The sequence below is a fragment of the Microtetraspora sp. NBRC 13810 genome, from assembly GCF_030268685.1.
Lineage (GTDB): Bacteria > Actinomycetota > Actinomycetes > Streptosporangiales > Streptosporangiaceae > BSRQ01.
In genome coordinates this window covers 52120-69781 of the sequence record NZ_BSRQ01000016.1, presented here as the reverse complement: position 1 = coordinate 69781, position 17662 = coordinate 52120, and the positions used below count along the sequence as shown (strand labels likewise).

Sequence of the window (17662 nt, the reverse complement as noted above, 5' to 3'; positions counted from 1 at the left end):
GAAGTCCATCGCATCCCCTCAACCGGGGTGTTGCGACAAGCACCAGAAGAGAAGGATCGATGCCGGGCCGTTCCAGTCCTTCCCTGTCGTCACACGTCGTAGTAAAGCTCGAACTCGTGCGGGTGCGGGCGGAGGCGGATCGGGTCGACCTCGTTCTCGCGCTTGTAGGCGATCCAGGTCTCGATCAGGTCGGGGGTGAACACGCCGCCTTCGAGAAGGTAGTCGTGGTCGGCCTCCAGGGCGGCGAGGACCTCGGGCAGCGAGCCGGGGACCTGCGGGACCTGGCGGGCCTCCTCCGGGGGAAGCTCGTAGAGGTCCTTGTCGACCGGCTCCGGCGGCTCGATCTTGTTGCGGATGCCGTCGAGGCCCGCCATCAGCATCGCCGCGAAGGCGAAGTACGGGTTGCAGGACGGGTCGGGCACCCGGAACTCGATGCGCTTGGCCTTCGGGTTGGAGCCCGTGATCGGGATGCGGACGCAGGCCGAGCGGTTGCGCTGGGAGTAGACCAGGTTGACCGGGGCCTCGTAGCCGGGGACCAGACGGTGGTAGGAGTTGACCGTCGGGTTGGTGAAGGCCAGCAGCGACGGGGCGTGCCTGAGCAGGCCGCCGATGTAGTAGCGGGCGGTGTCGGACAGGCCCGCGTAGCCGACCTCGTCGTAGAAGAGCGGCGCGCCGTCCTTCCACAGCGACTGGTGGCAGTGCATGCCCGAGCCGTTGTCACCGAAGAGCGGCTTGGGCATGAAGGTGACCGTGTGGCCGTACTCCAGCGCCGTGCTCTTGATGATGTACTTGTACAGCATCAGGTTGTCGGCGGTCTTGAGCAGCGTGCCGAACCTGAAGTCGATCTCGGCCTGGCCGGCGGTGCCGACCTCGTGGTGCTGCATCTCGACGTCGATGCCGGCCTCGATGAGCTTGCGGACCATCTCCGAGCGCAGGTCGGTGAAGTGGTCCATCGGCGGGACCGGGAAGTAGCCGCCCTTGTAGCGCGGCTTGTAGCCCAGGTTGCCGCCCTCGTCGGCCTTGCCGGTGTTCCAGGCGCCCTCGACGGAGTCGATGTAGTAGTAGCCGGCGTTCGACTTCGTCTCGAAGCGGACGTCGTCGAAGATGTAGAACTCCGCCTCCGGCCCGAAGAAGACCGTGTCGGCGATGCCGGTGCCCTTGAGGTACTCCTCGGCCTTGCGCGCGACGTTACGCGGGTCGCGGCTGTACGCCTCGCCGGTCAGCGGGTCGTGCACGAAGAAGTTGATGTTGAGCGTCTTGTGCTGGCGGAACGGGTCCACCACGGCGCTCGTGGGGTCGGGCAGCAGCAACATGTCCGACTCGTGGATCGCCTGGAAACCGCGGATCGAGGATCCGTCGAACATCAGGCCATCGGTGAACACGCCAGCACCGAAGTTCTCGGCGGGGAAGGTGAAGTGGTGCGTCGTACCCGGCAGGTCGGTGAACCTGACATCGACGAACTGCACCCCTTCGTCCCTTATGAACTTCAGGACGTCGTCGGCGGAGTTAAACACTCTCGAAACCTCCCAAGGGCACGGACTTGCAATGTTCGACGCTATGCCCGCGCCGTTTCGGTCCCATGTCCCGATTGTTTCGCCGGTGTTAATGGAGTGACGACGAAGAGTAGTCATACCCCCGCTGAGCTGGCCGGACTTTACCGGGGCCTTGACCCACCGGTCACGTTCGGCTGGCGATCGAACACTCATCGGGGGAGTCGTCGACACGCCGGTCGTAGGGGTCGACGAGAGGGCCGGTCGCCTTGGCCGCCTCCGGATCGGGCGCCGAATCCTCGTACACCGGATGGATGAATCCGTCCTCCACGTCGCAGCGGGCCGGGGTGGTGTTCACCCGCCACCAGGAGGTGACCCAGTAGTCGAGCTTCCCGCCCGTCTTGAACGCCTCCACGGTGCCGACGCGATGGGTGATCAGGCGCGTCGCGCGTCGAGGTCGTCGGGGTCGGCGGGGGGCACGTCGGGTCTCCAGGCGGGGCTCGGTCAGGGGGTGAGAGATCATCATGGCGTGCCGGACCGCTGGAGAAAAGTCACGATTCAGGTCACGTAACGGCACCGCCGTACCGGGCGGATACCGTTACGGGTATGAGCAGCAGGCAGCCGCGGTGGACGCAGACCTGGTTGGGCGGTACCCGGGCCGCGGGGGCGGACCTCGGCTATCCGGGGGAGCGGCTCGGGCTGCCCAGGGAGGGCAGCGGCGCGGTCGCCGGCTGGGCCCGCAGGATCGGCGCGATCGTCATCGACTGGCTGATCTGCACCTGGGCCATCACCAGGGGGCTGCTCGGGGTCGATCCGGTGGACGCCAACTGGGTCAGCCTGGGCGTGCTCGCCGCGGAATACGTGCTGCTGGTGGGCACGATCGGCATGACGTTCGGGATGCGGCTGACGAACATCAGGGTCGCGTCGCTGGACGGCGGGCGGCCGGTGTTCACCGCCGTGCTGGCGCGCACCTTCTTGCTGTGCCTCGCGGTGCCCGCCCTGATCTGGGACCGCGACCAGCGCGGCCTGCACGACCGCGCCTCCGGCACGGTCGTCGTCCGCGCCTGACCGATTCGGGACCGGGCGTCCGGAGAGGGACCGGGCCGGACGCAGGTCAGGGCCGGTCGCAGACGAAGACGGCGGTGCCCGGCAGGTGACGGCCGCGCAGCGGGCTCCAGCCGCCCCACGGGCGGTCGTGCCCGGCCGGCCACTCGGGCTCGACCAGGGACCGCAGCACCAGGCCGGAGCCGCTGATCAGCGCCACCCAGTCGCCCAGGGTGCGATGGTGCTCGACATAACCGGGCTCGCCCTCGTCGTCCAGCTCGACGTAGGGGGAGCGGTCGAAGTAGGACCGGTCGGCGGTCAGCCCGCGCGGTCCCGGGTCGTCGGGGAAGGCCCACCGGATCGGATGGCTGACCGAGAAGGCGAAGCGCCCGCCGGGTCGCAGCACCCGGTGGACCTCGGCCAGCACCGCGCCCGCGTCCGCGACGAACGGCATCGCGCCGTAGGCCGAGCAGGCCAGGTCGAAGGCGCCGTCGCTGAACGGCAGCCGCTCCGCGTCGGCCTGTACGGCGGGCAGTGCGACGCCCGAGTCGAGGTCGATCCGCTGGGAGTGGCGCAACTGCCGGAAGGACAGGTCGAAGCCCACGACCCGGGCCCCGCGGGCGACGAGCCACCGCCCGCACTGGCCCGCCCCGCAGCCCACCTCCAGCACCCGCCGCCCGGCCACCTCGCCGAGCAGCCGCGCCTCAGCCTCGTCCAGCCCTTCCGGGCACCAGACGAATCCCACGTCGCGCAGGAACGCGCCGTGCTCCGCCTGGTACTCGTCGGCGGCGGAGTCCCACCAGCCGCGGTTGGCGCGGCTCGTGCCCGCGGAGCCGACCTCGCGGCGTCCCACCCCGGAGAGCGTCACCGGGCCGCCGTCAGCGCATCTTGGGGCCGCGGGGCATCCGCGCGCCGCGCGGGACCGGCCCCTTGGGCACCGGCAGCGTCTGCGGCAGCGCGCGCAGCCGGTACTTCACCTCGGCCACCGCGGGCTTCTTCAGGTTGCGCGGCAGCTTCATCAGGTGCCGCTGGAGCTTGGCGAGCGGGATTTGGTTGTCGGCGTCGCCGCACTGCACGTCGTAGACCGGCACGTCGATGGCGACGCGCTGGACCCGCTTCTTCTCGGCCAGGAGCATCTTCTGCACCCGGCTGCCCGGCCCCTCGGACACCAGCACGATGCCCGGGTAGCCGACGACCCGGTGCACGACGTCCTGGTCGCGGTTGACCGCCACGGCGGGCGTGACGTCCCAGTTGCCGCGCATGCCGTCCAGGATCGCGGCGGCGGCGCCGAGCTGGCCGTGCAGCATGGAGTACTGAGCGCGCTGGGCGAGCTGGCCGAAGACGACCAGGCCCACGGTCACCGCGAGCATGAGCCCGATGAGCAGGGCGTACCAGATCCAGCCGGTGACCAGACCGATCACGACGCAGACGACGAACGTGCCCAGCACGGACGCGTAGACGATCGGCATGCCCTTGGGATTGGCCTGTTTGATGATCTGGGCGATCATCCGGAGCTGCTTGATGCGCCCCGGGCGCTCAGGGGTCGCGGTGTCGGGCTTCTTCGCCATGTAATGAAGGATACAAACGCTGAGGTCGTTAAATGAAAACGTGACCTCTTCGATGACCTTCAGACGGTCAGCGAGGCGGTGAGCCGCTCGTCGCCGAGGCCGCGCGCCGCGTGCACCCGGTAGGCGCCGGGCACGGTCCGCCAGCCGTCGTCCGTCCAGATCTGGAAGGCACGCTCGGGGAGGACCAGCGTGACGAGCACGGTCTGCCCGGGTCCGGCGTCCACCGTGTCGAAGGCCGCGAGCCACCGCGCCGGCCGCTCCACCCCGGCGGAGCCCGGGGAGCCCGGGGACGCGGGGGAGTCGGGGGAGTCGGGGGAGTCGGGGGACAGGTAGAGCTGGACGACCTCGCGGCCGGGCCGGGCGCCGGTGTTGGTGACGGCGACGGTGACCGTCCGTCCCTCGGCCGCGATCTCGTCGTAGGACCAGGTGGTGTAGCCCAGCCCGTGCCCGAACCAGAACGCGGGCGTACGGCCGAGCCGTTCCCAGCCGCGGTATCCGATGAAGACGCCCTCGTCGTAGGACAGCGCCCCGTCGGCGGGGGTGACGTCCAGGACGGGGCAGTCCGCCGCCGTGACCGGCCACGTGGTGGGCAGCCGCCCGCCCGGTTCGGCGTCGCCGAACAGCACGTCGGCCAGCGCGTCGCCGCCCTCCTGCCCCGGGAACCAGGTGAGCAGCACCGCGGCGACCCGGTCCAGCCACGGCATCTCCACCGGGGAGCCGGTGTTGAGGACGACGATGGTGCGCGGGTTGGCGGCGGCGACCCGGGTGACGAGCTCGTCCTGCCGGCCGGGCAGCGCGAGGTTCTGCCGGTCGAAGCCCTCGCTCTCCACCTCCATGGTGGTCGAGACGACGACGACCGCGACGTCGGCGCTGGCCGCGACCCGTTCGGCCTCGGCCAGCAGGGCCTCCTCGTCCGGCGGCGGGTCGGCGTGGCCGAGGGAGAAGGCGATGCGCGGCAGCCCGTGGAAGGCGCCGGTGGTGTGCCGGACGGCCAGTTCGACGGGCACGCCGGCGGTCAGCTCCACGACGATGCGGCGCTCGCCGGGGGCGAGGAGCAGGGAGGCGAGGTCGGAGGTGTCGGGGTAGATCGACTTCTCCAGCACGGTGTGCCCGTCCACGCTGAGCGCGAAGGCGCCGGTGCCGGTCACGCCGAGCTCGTGGCCGCCGGAGACGGCCGGGGTGAGGGTGGCGCGCAGTTCGACGGCGGCGAGCGCGGCGGCGTCGACGTCCGGCGGGAGCGCGGCGACCCAGTGCGCCTGTGCGGCGGGCAGCGGGTGCTCGGCCAGCACGTCGCCCCCGGCGTCGAGGAAGCGGGCCGTGGTGGGGACGGCCAGCGGCGCCAGCCGTACCCGGGGGTCGGCGCCGAGGGCGTAACGGATGTCGAGGCCCTCGCGGCGGCTCAGCGCCTCCAGCGGCGAGACGACGTGGGCGGGGAAGACCTGGGCGCTGCCGCCGCCCATCGCCTTGGCGTCGGCGGCGGCGGAGCCGACCAGCGCGAGGCTGCGCACCCCGGCCAGCGGCAGCAGCCCGCGCTCGTCGGCGAGCAGGACGAACGACCGGGCGGCCGCCTCCCTGGCCAGCACCCTCCCGTCGATCGGCCGTGCGGGGGGCACAGCGGAGGAAACGGCGGGTGGCACCGGTTCGCCCAGGGCGCCGGCGCGCTGGGCCAGGCGCAGGACGCGGCGCACCTTGTCGTCCACGACCTCCTCCGGCACCCGGCCGTCGCGCACGGCCTCGGCGAGCCGGTCGCCCCACGGGTTGCGCGGGCCGGGCATGGCGGCGTCCAGGCCGCCGAGGGCCGAGCGCTCGGTGTCGCGGGTGGCGGTCCAGTCGGAGACGACGAGGCCGTCGAAGCCCCATTCGTCCTTGAGCACGTCGTTCAGCAGTGCGGAGTGCTCGGTCATCGTGGTGCCGTTCACCGAGTTGTAGGCGGCCATCACGGCCCACACGCCGGCCGCGGCCAGCCGTTCGAAGGGGGCGAGGTAGAGCTCGCGCAGTGTCCGCTCGTCGGCCCGGATGTCGGCGGTGAAGCGGTCGGTCTCGGAGTCGTTGGCGACGAAGTGCTTCGCGGTGGCGGCCACGCCGCCCGCCTGCACGCCCCCGGCGTAGGCGGCGCCGATCTCGCCGGTCAGGAAGGGGTCTTCGGAGAAGCACTCGAAGTGCCGCCCGCCGAGCGGGCTGCGGTGCAGGTTGAGCGTCGGCGCGAGGAGCATGTGCACGCCTTTGCGGCGGGCCTCCTGGGCGAGGAGCAGGCCGGCCCGGCGGACCAGCGCGGTGTCCCAGGTGGCGGCGAGCGCGGTCGGGCTCGGCAGCGCGATCGAGGGGTCGCCCGGGTCCCACTGCTCGCCCCGGACGCCGATGGGCCCGTCGCTCATCACCAGCCGCCGCAGGCCGATCTCGGGCGCGGCGGGCAGGGACCACATGTCCGCCCCCGTCACCAAGCTGATCTTGGTGGCGAGGTCGAGCCCTTTGATCAATCGCTCGAGATCCATGGGGGACAGTCTGTCGCAGTCGGCGGAACGGCCGGTAGGGTTCGCGATCACCGGTGGGCGCGGCCCCGGGACACAGGGCCGCGCTACGCCCACTCAGGCGGTCTGCCGCGCCTCGATGGCCTGCTGGTAGAGGCGGCCGGCCCGGTAGGAGGAACGCACCAGCGGACCGGAGAGCACGCCCGCGAAGCCGATCGCCTCGGCCTCCTCGCGCAGCTCGACGAACTCCTCCGGCTTGACCCACCGCTCCACCGGGTGGTGGCGCGGCGTGGGCCGCAGATACTGGGTGACGGTGAGCAGGTCGCAGCCCGCCGCGTGCAGGTCGCGCATGGCCTGCAAAACCTCCTCGCGCTCCTCGCCCATGCCGAGGATGAGGTTCGACTTGGTGACCAGGCCGGCCTCCCTGGCCATCGTGATCACCTGGAGCGACCGCTCGTAGCGGAACGCCGGGCGGATCCGCTTGAAGATCCGCGGCACGGTCTCGATGTTGTGCGCGAACACCTCCGGCTTGCTGGAGAAGACCTCCTCAAGCTGGCCGCGGTCGCCGTTGAAGTCGGGCACGAGCAGCTCGACGCCGCAGCCGGGCACCGCCGCGTGGATCAGCCTGGCGGTCTCGGCGTAGAGCCAGGAGCCGCCGTCGGGCAGGTCGTCGCGGGCCACGCCGGTGACGGTCGCGTACTTCAGGCCCATGCGCTGGACGGACTCGGCGACCCTGCGCGGCTCGTCGCGGTCGTACTCGGCGGGCTTGCCGGTGTCGATCTGGCAGAAGTCGCAGCGCCGGGTGCACTGGTCGCCGCCGATGAGGAAGGTGGCCTCGCGGTCTTCCCAGCACTCGTAGATGTTGGGACAGCCGGCCTCTTCGCAGACCGTGTGCAGCCCTTCACCGCGCACCAGCGTCTTCAGCTCGGTGTATTCGGGGCCGGCCCTGAACTTGGTCTTGATCCACGGCGGCTTGCGCTCAATGGGGGTCTGGCTGTTGCGAACCTCCAAACGGAGGAGCTTACGGCCTTCTGGAGCTACGGTCACGTCCCCAGCTTACGTCCCCCTCCGCGACGGATCCGACCGCCCTCGCCGGGCCGCTCACCTGGGCCGGACGAGGTCCTCTTCGTGCAGGTCGTACGGCTCCGCGCCGAGCGCCTCGGCGAGCCGCTTCTCCGCGTACGGCATGACCTCGTCCACGACGATCCTGCGGCCGGTCTCCTGGGACAGGGACGAGATCCCGGCGCCGACCACCCCGCACGGGACGATCCGGTCATACCAGCTCGGGTCGTTGGCGCAGTTGAGCGAGAAGCCGTGCATCGTCACGCCGCGCGATACGCGGATGCCGATCGCGCCCAGCATCCGGTCGGGACGGCCGGGCGCGGGGTCGCCGAGCGCCCACACGCCCCACCGGTCCGCCACCCGGCCGGCCGGCACGCCGAAGTCGGCGCACACCTGGATCATGACCGACTCCAGCAGCCGGACGTAGGACTCCAGGTCGTTGGCCGGGGCCAGCCTGACGATCGGGTAGCCGACGAGCTGGCCCGGCCCGTGCCAGGTGATGCGGCCGCCGCGGTCCACGTCCACGACCGGCGTGCCGTCCGCCGGACGCTCGTCCGGGGCGGTGCGCCGGCCCGCGGTGTAGACCGGGGCGTGCTCCAGCATCAGGCAGCTGTCGGGGGCGGCGTCCTCCGCGCGCAGGGCGTGGATCCGTCGCTGCAGGGCCCATGCCTGCTCGTAAGGGACGTCGACGCCCAGCCGGACGATCGCCAGCGAACCGGCGCCGGGGGACGGGGGATGCTCGACGATGGGGCCAGTGCGACGATTGTGTCGTTCCCTCACGGAATAAGGGTACTCACGTCGTGAGCAACCGGGGCTCGATGCGGACCTCCTTGACGCCGCCGTCGCCGTCGTGCTCGACCTTGTAGGCGTAGCCCTTGGGGTCGACGCTCACCGCCTGGATGAAGTCGGTGCCCACGTAGTGCAGGGCCACCCCCTCGTCCGCGGCGTAACCGGTGGGCAGCTCGCCGGCGGCGATCGCCTCGTGCAGGAGGGTCCGCCGCTGCTCCTCGGAGTTGTAGTGCACGCCGCAGGAGTAGGGCAGCAGGCCGAGCCCGTCGGACCAGGTGCGCAGCTTCGGGCCGAAGGAGTCGGTGTTGCCGCCGACGTGCCAGCACAGGGCGCCCGCGCTCTGCCCGGACATCACCACCCCGGCCCGCCACGCCTCGGCGAACGCCTCGTCCAGCCCGTGCAGCCGCCACAGCACGGCGAGGTTGGCCACGCTGCCGCCGCTGACGTAGATGACGTCCTGCTCCAGCATCCACTCGCGGGGGTCGGGCACGTTGGGCATCGGGAAGAGCGTGAGGTGGCTCAACTCGACGTCGAACGCGCCGAAGGCGCCGTACATCTTCAGCAGCCAGTCCGGGTGGTCGCCGACCGCGGTCCCCAGCAGGCCGAGCTTGGGGCGGTCCTGGCCGGTGAGGTCGAGCGCGTAGCGCAGCAGCGCGCTGGCCTCCAGGTTTCCGTGGCGCTCGGAGAGGCGGAAGGAACCGCCGCCGATGGCGAGGATATGGGACTGGCCGGTCCTGCTCATATGGCATCTCCAGAAAAGGTCATGACAGGGCAGCCAACCTACAGTAAAGCGGCGAGCGCGGCTTCGAGCCCGTTATGCCGGAACCGATAGCCGGTTTCCTCAAGTTTGTGGGGAATCGCCCGCGGCCCGGTGAGAATACCCTCATCCGCGAATTCCCCCAGGGCGACGCGCAAGGTCACCCGGGGCACGGCGAGCGGCATCACCGGGCGTCGTATGGCCCTGCCGAGGGTTGTGGTGAACTCCGAGTTGGTCACAGGGGTGGGGGATGTGAGGTTGACCGCTCCAGTGAACTCGGTTTCGTGGGGATTGTCGAGAATATGGTGGACGGCTCCCACCCAGTCGTCAATGGAGATCCACGACCAATATTGCCGCCCGGAGCCCAGCGGCGCGCCCAGCCCGGTGCGGAAGATCGGCAGCATCCGGCCCAGCGGGCCGCCCTCGGTGCTCAGCACCATCGAGGTGCGCAGGTGCGTCACCCTCAGCCCGGCCCGCGCGGCGGGCTCCGTCTCGCCCTCCCAGCGCTCCACCATATCGGACAGGAAGCCCGTGCCCTTGGCGGCCGACTCGTCCACCACCCGGTCGCCCGTGTCGCCGTAGAAGTGGATCCCGGACGCGGACAGCAGCATCCCGGGCGGGCGGTCGAGGCCGGCGAGCGTGGCCGCCAGCAGCCGCGTGCCCTCGACCCGGCTGCGCACCAGCTCGTTCTTGTAGGTGGCGGTCCACCGCCGGTCGCCGATGCTCGCCCCGGCCAGGTGCACCACCGCCTCCGCGCCCTCCAGCACGGCCGGGTCCAGCTCGCCGCCCCGCGGGTCCCACGACGACTCGTCCGCGCCCCGCGGCGCCCGCCGTACCAGCCGGACCACCCGCCGCCCGTCCGTGCCCAACGCCTTGACCAGGGCGGAGCCGAGCAGCCCCGAAGCGCCCGTCACGATGATCGTCATGACCTCAACGTACGCCACCGGGCCCCGCGTGTCCCGGACGGCAACGCCGCGGGGCCGGTCGGCGCCGAACGCGCCGACCGGCCCCGGTGGGACGGAGACCTCAGCCGTTGAGGCCGAGCTGGTTCTCGAACCGGCCTTCCTCGAGCCGGCGCTTGATCGTGGTGAGGAAGCGGGCCGCGTCGGCGCCGTCGATCAGACGGTGGTCGTAGGTGAGCGCGAGGTAGACCATCGAGCGCACCGCGATCACCTCGCCGAGGTCCGGGTCCTCGACGACGACCGGCCGCTTGACGACCACGCCGGTGCCGAGCATGCCCACCTGCGGCTGGAACAGGATCGGCGTGTCGAACAGCGCGCCCCGGCTGCCGGTGTTGGTCAGCGTGAAGGTGGCGCCGGCCAGCTCGTCCGGGCTCACCTTGTTGGCGCGGAACCGGTCGGCCAGGTCGGCGATCTTCCGGGCCAGACCGGCGATGTTGAGGTCGCCCGCGTCGCGGACCGTGACCGCGGCCAGGCCCTTCTCCGCGTCCACTGCGATGCCGAGGTGCTCGGCGTCGTGGTAGGTGACCTCGTTGGTCTCGCTGTTGATCACGGCGTTGAGCTTCGGGTGCTGCTTGAGCGCCTCGACGGCGGCCAGCGCGAAGAACGGCAGGAACGACAGCCGGACGCCCTCGCGGCGGTGGAAGTCCTCCTTGGCGCGGTCGCGCAGCCGGGCGATCCTGGTCACGTCGACCTCGACCACCGTCGTGAGCTGGGCGCTGGTCTGCAGCGACTCCACCGTGCGCTTGGCGATGGTCTGGCGCAGCCGCGACATCTTCTCGGTACGGCCGCGCAGCGTGGTGTCCACCTTGACCGGCTCGGGCTCGGCGGCCTGGGCGGCGGCGGGCGCGGCCTGGGCCGGAGCCGCGGCCGGCGCCGGAGCCGGAGCGGCCTGGGCGGCGGCGGCCTGCTCGCGCTGGAGGCGGGCGGCCTCCAGGACGTCCTGCTTGCGGATGCGGCCGCCGACGCCGGTGCCGGTCAGCGAGTCAAGGTTGACGCCGTGCTCGCCGGCGAGCTTGCGCACCAGCGGCGTGACGTAGGGGCTCTCCCCGGAGGAGGGCAGCGGGGTCGCCTGCTGCTGCGCCGGGGCGGGCGCCGCAGCCGGAGCCGGAGCGGGCGCGGGGGCCGGCGGCTGCGGCGGCGGAGCGTAGGCCGGCGCGGGAGCGGGCTCCGGAGCCGGGGCGGGCGCCGGGGCCGGCTGCGGGATCGAGGAGGCGGGCGCGGCCGGGGCGGGCTCGGGCGCGGCCTGCGGCGCGGCGGCCTCGGCGGCGGCGCCGTTCTGGTCGATCACGGCCAGCTCGGCGCCGACCTCGACCGTCTCGTCCTCAGCGACGACGATCTTGGTGAGCACGCCGCCGGTGGGCGACGGGATCTCGGTGTCCACCTTGTCGGTGGACACCTCGAGAAGCGGCTCGTCGGCTTCGACGCGCTCGCCTTCCTTCTTCAGCCATCGGGTGACCGTGCCCTCGGTTACGCTCTCACCGAGCTGGGGCATCGTTACGGAGACCGGCATTTTGTGTCTTCTCTCGCGTTTCCTATTTCGAGGGCTTCATTTAGTTGTGCACGTGAAGCGGCTTGCCGGCCAGGGCGAGCATCGCCTCACCGACCGCCTCTGACTGCGTGGGGTGCGCGTGGATGAGTTGCGCCACCTCGGAGGGCAGGGCCTCCCAGTTGTAGAGGAGCTGGCCCTCGGTCACCAGCTCGCCTATCCGGCGGCCGACCATGTGCACTCCCAGGACGGGGCCGTCCTTCTGGGAGATGATCTTCACTGATCCCTGGGTCTGCAGGATCTGGCTCTTGGGGTTGCCCGCGAGGTCGTAGGTGAGCTCGACGGTCTCGATGCCGCGCTGCTGCGCCACCGCCGAGGTGATGCCGACGGAGGCGACCTCGGGGTCGGAGTAGGTGATCCGGGGCACGCCGTCGTAGTCGATCGGCATCGGGGCGAGCCCGGCGATGTGCTCGGCGACCAGGATGCCCTCGGCGAAGCCGGCGTGGGCCAGCTGGAGCGTCGGGATGAGGTCGCCCACCGCGTAGACACCGGGCACGCTGGTCCGGCAGTACTCGTCGACGACGACGGTGCCGCGCTCGACCGTGACGCCCGCCTCCTCGTAGCCCAGGCCGGCCGAGACCGCGCCGCGGCCCACCGCGACGAGCAGGATCTCGGCGTCGAGCGTCTTGCCGCCCTCCAGCGTGACGACCACGCCCTCGTCGGAGGTCTTGACGCTCTCGAAGCGCACGCCCAGCTCGTACTTGATGCCGCGCCGGCGGAAGGCCCGCTCCAGCATCTTGGAGCTGGACTCCTCCTCCAGCGGGAGCAGGTGCGGCAGCGCCTCGACGATGGTGACCTCGGCGCCGAAGGAGCGCCACACGCTGGCGAACTCGACGCCGATCACGCCGCCGCCGAGCACGACCACGGAGGACGGCACCCGCTCCAGCCGGAGCGCGTGGTCGCTGGTGATGACCCGCTCGCCGTCGATCTCCAGGCCGGGCAGCGACCTGGGGGCCGAACCGGTGGCGAGGACGATGTTCCGGCCCTCGTAGACGTCGGAGCCGACGGTCACCCTGCCGGGGCCGGCCAACCGGCCCTCACCCTCGACGAGGGTGACGCCACGGCTCTTGAGCAGGCCCTGGACGCCCTTCCAGGCCCTCGTGACGATCTTGTCCCGGAAGGCGTGCACCCCGGCGATGTCGATGCCCTCGAAAGTCGCCTTCACGCCGACGCTCGCCGCCTCGCGGGTCTCGTCGGCGACCTCGGCCGCGTGCAGGAACGTCTTGGTGGGGATGCACCCCCGGTGCAGGCACGTGCCGCCGATCTTGTCCTTCTCGATCAGCGCGACCTTCTTGCCCAGCTCGGCCGCCCGCAGAGCGCAGGCGTAGCCGCCGCTGCCGCCACCCAGGACGACGATGTCGTAGGGGCCGCTGCCTTCAGCCACAGGAAAGCTCCTTGTCGGATTGGAATGCCGCCGAGGCCGGGCCGGTGGCGCGGCCTCGACAACCGCATCTTTTCACTTGTGCGCGCCCCTTGTCCGCGCCACTCGGCGGGGCGTGCGGGGCGCATCGCCCCGCACGCCCCCGACCCGGCCAGGGGTCAACGTGCATAACGCTCGGCGAGCCCGACGAGCGTCCGGGTGATGGCGCCCGTGCCGCCCTTCGGGGTGTAGCCGTGCGCCTCGCCCTTGTTGAAGCCGGGGCCGGCCATGTCGATGTGCGCCCAGCGGGTCCCGTCGGGCACGAACTCCTTGAGGAAGATGCCCGCCGCGAGCATGCTGCCCCACCGCTCCGGCTGCAGGTTGGCGATGTCGGCGACGGCCGAGTCGAGCCCCTTGCGCAGTTCCTCGGGAAGCGGCATCCCCCAGGCGGCCTCACCCTGGTCGGCGGCGGCCCGTACGACCTCGTCGCGGAGCGCGTCGTCGTTGGACATCACGCCCGCCGTACGCCAGCCGAGCGCGACGATCTGCGCGCCGGTGAGCGTCGCGACGTCCACGATCACGTCGGGCGCGTCCTCGAGGGCGCGGCCGATGCCGTCGATCAGCACCAGGCGGCCCTCGGCGTCGGTGTCCAGGACCTCGACGGTCTTGCCGCTGTAGCTGGTGAACACGTCCGACGGGCGCTGGGCGGTGCCGCTCGGCATGTTCTCGGCGAGGCACAGGTAACCGACGGCGTTGACCTTCAGGCCCAGCCGGGCGATGGCCAGCAGCGCGCCGAAGACCGCGCCCGCGCCGCCCATGTCGGACTTCATCCAGTCCATCGCGGCGGCCGGCTTGAGCGACAGGCCGCCGGAGTCGAACGTGATGCCCTTGCCGACGAAGGCGAGCGTCTTGTCCGCCTCGGGGTGGCTGTAGGCGAGGCGGACCAGCCGCGGCGGCCTGGCCGAGCCCTGCCCGACGGCCACGATGCCGCCGTAGCCGCCCTCGCGCAGCGCCTTCTCGTCGAGCACCTCGACCGACAGGCCGGCCTCGGTGCCGGTCTCCTCGGCGATCTCGGCGAAGCGGGCGGGCCACAGGTCCGACGGGGGAGTGTTGACCAGGTCGCGCACGAGCGTCACCGACGCGGCGAGGACCTCGGCCCGGGCGAGCGCCTCGGCGCCGCCCTCCGCGCCGCTCAGCACGGTGAGCTCGGCCACCGGCGCGGGCCGGTCGCCGTTGGTGCGGTAGCGGGTGAAGTCGTAGGCGCCGAGCAGCGCGCCGACGGCCACCGCTCCCGTCTCGCCGCCGGTGCCGGCCGGCAGGGCGACCGCGGCCCTGGCGGTGCCGGCGAGCGCGCGCACGGCCGCGCCGGCGGCCCGCCGCAGCGTCTCCGGGTCGAGGTCGCCGGCCGGGGCGTCCCCGAGGCCGACCGCCACGACGACGGGCGCGGGCAGCGCGCCGAACGTCGGGAACTTCGCGATCTCGCCCGGCTTGCCCTTGACGCCGAGCGCGCCGAGGGTGGCGGCGAGCTTCCCGCCTAGGGCCTCGTCCAGCCCTTCGGCGCCCGAGGCCGGGCGGGGGCCGTCGGGGCCGCTGTGGATGCCGATGATCAGGGCATCGGTGTCGATCGAGGCAGGGGCAGTGGAGTCGAGCCGCACAGTCGTCACGTCAGCCGATGCTAGCCCTGCTCGCGGTGTAGTCATAAACGCGGGTTCGTCCTACGTATCACGTGCTGGATGATGCTATTCGCGTTAACTTCATCTGCGCTGTCCGGTCAAATGGTGCTAGTGTCAGTAGCATCATGTTGCTGACCTTGGATCTCCAGGATCGCCGCCCGTTGCACGAACAGGTCGCCGGGGCGATCAGACGGGCCATCGCCGAGGGCGCCTACGCGGCGGGCGACCGGCTGCCGCCCGCCCGCGACATCGCGGCGGTGCTCGGCATCAACCCCAACACCGTCCTGCGCGCCCTGCGCGACCTGCGGGACGAGGGCCTGCTGGAGTTCCGCCGCGGCCGAGGCGTGACCGTGCTGGGCGGCCAGAGCGCCCGCGCCACGCTCACCGAGCGCGCCCGCGACCTCCTGAACGAGGCCCTGCGCCTCGGCTACAGCCGCGAGGACCTCCTCGTGATCATCAGAGACCTGCCGTAGCCCTGAGTCCTTGTCAGGGCAGGACCGCGTCAGGGCAGGACCGCGTCAGAGGAGGAGGGGCCGCGTCAGAGGAGGAGGGGCCGCGTCAGAGGAGGACCGCGCAGGTCACCAGGGCGGCGGTCGTGGCGGTCTCCACGAGGGCGCCGAGCACGTCGCCGGTGACGCCCCCGAGCCTGCGTACGGCACGCCGCCGCAGCCACCAGGCCGCCCCCAGCCCCGCCAGCACCGCCAACGGCAACACGGCAACCTGCCCGACGCCACCGAGCGCGAGGGGCAGTTGGCCGTCGGCAGCGGACTGGCCGCCGGGCGCGCCGGGGGTGGTGAGGCCGATGAGGCCGGCGAGCGCCGCGGCGGTCAGCACGGCGGCGGTGACGGCCAGGGCGGTGCCGCGGCCCACGGTGCCCGCGACCGCCGCGCCGAGGCCCTGCGGCCGGGCCGGGGGCACGCCCTCGCGGCACGCCCAGGTCAGTGCCAGCCGTCCCGTCACGCACGCGGCGGCGAGGGCGAGCGGGGCGTCCCCGCCGAGCCCGGCGAGGGCGGTGACCTGGAGCAGGATCGTCAGGATCAGCGTCGCCACGCCGAAGGGCCCGATGTCGGAGCGCCGCATGATCTCCAGGGCGGCGTCCGCGGGCCTGGCGCTGCCGAACCCGTCCGCGAGGTCGGCCAGCCCGTCCAGGTGCAGGCCCCTGGTGAGCACGGCCAGCGCCCCGACGGCCAGCACACACGCCAGCGGCCCCGGCCCGGCCGCCCACTGCGCCCCCGCCAGCACCATCGCGGCGATCCCGCCGAGCAGCACCCCCACGAGCGGCGCGAACGCCATGGCCGCCCCCGCCGTCCGCCGGTCGAACCCGGACACGTGCGCGGGGAACACGCTCAGCGTGCTCACGGCCAGCCTCAGGCCCTGTGATGCGGACATGGGCGGTGATGCTAGCGGTCAGACCGGCAGCGGGATCACCCGCCCGGCCACCACCAGCACCGCGTCCTCCGACTCGGCCGCCAGCCGCTGGTTGAGCCGTCCCAGCGCGTCCCTGAACAGCCGCCCGCTCCGCGTGGCCGGCACCACGCCCAGCCCCACCTCGTCGGACACCGCGACGAGCCGCACCCGGCACCGCCGCCACGCCGCCACCAACTCGTCACACCGCCCCGCCACCGCCGCCACCCCCCGCGTACCGTCCCCGCCCGCCTCCCGCGCCCCTCCGCTGCCCGCCTCCCGCGCTGCGTCGCCGCTCGCCTCCGGTGCCGCGTCGCCGCTCGCCTCCCAGGCGCCGCACTCGTCGAACACGGCGGCCAGCCACGTGCCGATCCCGTCGATGAGGAGGGGGCCGGTCGCGGTGTCCAGGAGGGCGGCCAGGCCGGTGGTCTCCACGGTGTCCCAGTGGCGCGGGCGGCGCTCCCGGTGCAGGCGCACCCGTTCCCGCCAGTCGGGATCGTCCCCGCCGGAAGGCCCGGTAGCGACATAGGTCACGTACGGCTCCGCCGCCAGCCGCAACTCAGCCTCCGCCGACTTCCCCGAACGCGACCCCCCCACCACCAACACCCGCCCCTTACCCCCCGGCCCCCAACCCACCTCGGCATGCCGGAGCCGCTCGGCCTCTTCAGCCCCTTCCACGTTGAGCCGCTCGGCCACCTCGGACCCTTCCGCGCCGGAGAGGTGTCCGGCCTCGTGGGAGGGCCATTCGGCGGCCTTTGCGCTATCCGTATAGGGCAGCCGCTCGGCCGTCTTCAGGTTCTCCGTGCCGGGAGCCTCTATGTTCTTCGTGCTGGGAAGTCGTTCGGCGAACTGCTGCGGCGTACCGGCCGTCAGCGTCATTCCGTCGGTGGCGCCCTGCACGCCCCACAACGCCAGCCGCCGCGCCGCCTCCGCCTCCGAGGGCAGCGTGTGGCCGAACCCGACCGCCACCACCCGCGTACCGGCCCCTGCGAGGCCGTCGCGCCTCAGCGTGCCGAGCGTCTCCGGGCGCATGCCGACGAGGACGACGTCATAGGGGCCGCCCCCCGGGTGATGGACCCCGCGTCCCGCGTCCCGAGGGCGGTCCACGACGTGATGAACCCCGCCTCCCGCGTGATGGGCGCCGTCCACGACGTGATGGGGGCCGTCTTCCGCGTGTTCCGGGGAGGGGCCTTCCCCGGTGTCAGGGGAAACGGTGTCAGAGGTAGTGGCGAAAGGAGGGAGGGCGCAGAAGGGAGGGAGGGTGTAGAGGAGCCGGTCTCCGCCGGGGCCGGTGATCTCCAGGCCGTGCGGGGTGTCCTGGGCCCGGTAGCCGGGGGGTGGGGGGCCGGTCGGCGGGAGGCGCAGGACGCCGTCGACGACGATCTCCAGCGGCCGACGGTGCCCGGCGGGCAGCCGCCCGCACGAGGCGCACGGGCACCCCGCCTCCGGCCACCCGCGTACCCCGCCCGTCCCCCGGAACACGATTTCCACCGCGCCAGCGTACGGCCGCCCACCGACCCCGAACACGGGTGCCCGAGA

At 72.4% G+C, this 17662-nt stretch carries 16 protein-coding genes; 2 read left to right on the top strand and 14 right to left on the bottom strand.

Annotation, left to right across the window (positions count from 1 at the left end):
- Positions 1–89 precede the first annotated feature (89 nt).
- Positions 90–1514 (bottom strand): type I glutamate--ammonia ligase, encoded by a 1425-nt coding sequence (gene glnA / locus QSK26_RS28055; protein WP_285778272.1) that lies wholly within the window; start codon positions 1512–1514, stop codon positions 90–92.
- Positions 1515–1677: 163 nt separating this feature from the next.
- Entirely contained in the window at positions 1678–1905 is a 228-nt protein-coding gene (locus tag QSK26_RS28050) for a hypothetical protein (RefSeq protein ID WP_285778271.1), read from the bottom strand.
- Positions 1906–2096: 191 nt separating this feature from the next.
- Between QSK26_RS28050 and QSK26_RS28045 the strand changes: the two genes are divergently transcribed.
- Positions 2097–2558: an RDD family protein gene (locus QSK26_RS28045; protein WP_285778270.1), complete on the top strand. Its 462-nt coding sequence runs from the start codon at positions 2097–2099 to the stop codon at positions 2556–2558.
- 46 nt (positions 2559–2604) lie between these two features.
- Here the strand turns inward: QSK26_RS28045 and QSK26_RS28040 are convergent, their stop codons facing one another.
- From QSK26_RS28040 to QSK26_RS27995, 10 genes are all read right to left on the bottom strand, one after another.
- Positions 2605–3402 carry a class I SAM-dependent methyltransferase gene (locus QSK26_RS28040; RefSeq protein ID WP_285778269.1) on the bottom strand — a complete coding sequence of 266 codons (798 nt, stop codon included), beginning with the start codon at positions 3400–3402 and terminating at the stop codon, positions 2605–2607.
- A gap of 10 nt (positions 3403–3412) precedes the next feature.
- Positions 3413–4102 carry a DUF4191 domain-containing protein gene (locus QSK26_RS28035; RefSeq protein WP_285778268.1) on the bottom strand — a complete coding sequence of 230 codons (690 nt, stop codon included), beginning with the start codon at positions 4100–4102 and terminating at the stop codon, positions 3413–3415.
- A gap of 59 nt (positions 4103–4161) precedes the next feature.
- Entirely contained in the window at positions 4162–6594 is a 2433-nt protein-coding gene (locus QSK26_RS28030; protein ID WP_285778267.1) for a beta-glucosidase family protein, read from the bottom strand.
- 93 nt (positions 6595–6687) lie between these two features.
- Entirely contained in the window at positions 6688–7617 is a 930-nt protein-coding gene (lipA, locus tag QSK26_RS28025) for a lipoyl synthase (RefSeq protein WP_285778266.1), read from the bottom strand.
- A gap of 54 nt (positions 7618–7671) precedes the next feature.
- Entirely contained in the window at positions 7672–8343 is a 672-nt protein-coding gene (gene lipB / locus QSK26_RS28020) for a lipoyl(octanoyl) transferase LipB (protein ID WP_285778391.1), read from the bottom strand.
- Between the two features lie 82 nt (positions 8344–8425).
- A complete protein-coding gene (locus tag QSK26_RS28015) occupies positions 8426–9163 on the bottom strand; it encodes a Type 1 glutamine amidotransferase-like domain-containing protein (protein WP_285778265.1) in 738 nt (245 codons plus the stop codon).
- Between the two features lie 38 nt (positions 9164–9201).
- Positions 9202–10104: a TIGR01777 family oxidoreductase gene (locus QSK26_RS28010; protein ID WP_285778264.1), complete on the bottom strand. Its 903-nt coding sequence runs from the start codon at positions 10102–10104 to the stop codon at positions 9202–9204.
- A gap of 100 nt (positions 10105–10204) precedes the next feature.
- Positions 10205–11650 carry a 2-oxoglutarate dehydrogenase, E2 component, dihydrolipoamide succinyltransferase gene (gene sucB, locus QSK26_RS28005; protein WP_285778263.1) on the bottom strand — a complete coding sequence of 482 codons (1446 nt, stop codon included), beginning with the start codon at positions 11648–11650 and terminating at the stop codon, positions 10205–10207.
- Between the two features lie 40 nt (positions 11651–11690).
- Positions 11691–13070, bottom strand: coding sequence for a dihydrolipoyl dehydrogenase (gene lpdA / locus QSK26_RS28000; protein ID WP_285778262.1), 1380 nt, complete (start codon positions 13068–13070; stop codon positions 11691–11693).
- Between the two features lie 155 nt (positions 13071–13225).
- Positions 13226–14746, bottom strand: coding sequence for a leucyl aminopeptidase (locus tag QSK26_RS27995; protein ID WP_285778261.1), 1521 nt, complete (start codon positions 14744–14746; stop codon positions 13226–13228).
- Between the two features lie 98 nt (positions 14747–14844).
- On the opposite strand from QSK26_RS27995, the gene QSK26_RS27990 reads away from it, so the two are divergent.
- Positions 14845–15192 carry a GntR family transcriptional regulator gene (locus tag QSK26_RS27990; RefSeq protein WP_285778260.1) on the top strand — a complete coding sequence of 116 codons (348 nt, stop codon included), beginning with the start codon at positions 14845–14847 and terminating at the stop codon, positions 15190–15192.
- An 85-nt stretch (positions 15193–15277) separates the two neighbouring features.
- On the opposite strand, the gene QSK26_RS27985 is transcribed toward QSK26_RS27990, so the two are convergent.
- A complete protein-coding gene (locus tag QSK26_RS27985) occupies positions 15278–16108 on the bottom strand; it encodes an adenosylcobinamide-GDP ribazoletransferase (protein WP_285778259.1) in 831 nt (276 codons plus the stop codon).
- Between the two features lie 18 nt (positions 16109–16126).
- On the bottom strand, positions 16127–17614 hold the full coding sequence (locus QSK26_RS41905; protein WP_352244407.1) for a bifunctional adenosylcobinamide kinase/adenosylcobinamide-phosphate guanylyltransferase: 1488 nt from the start codon (positions 17612–17614) through the stop codon (positions 16127–16129).
- Positions 17615–17662: the final 48 nt, after the last annotated feature.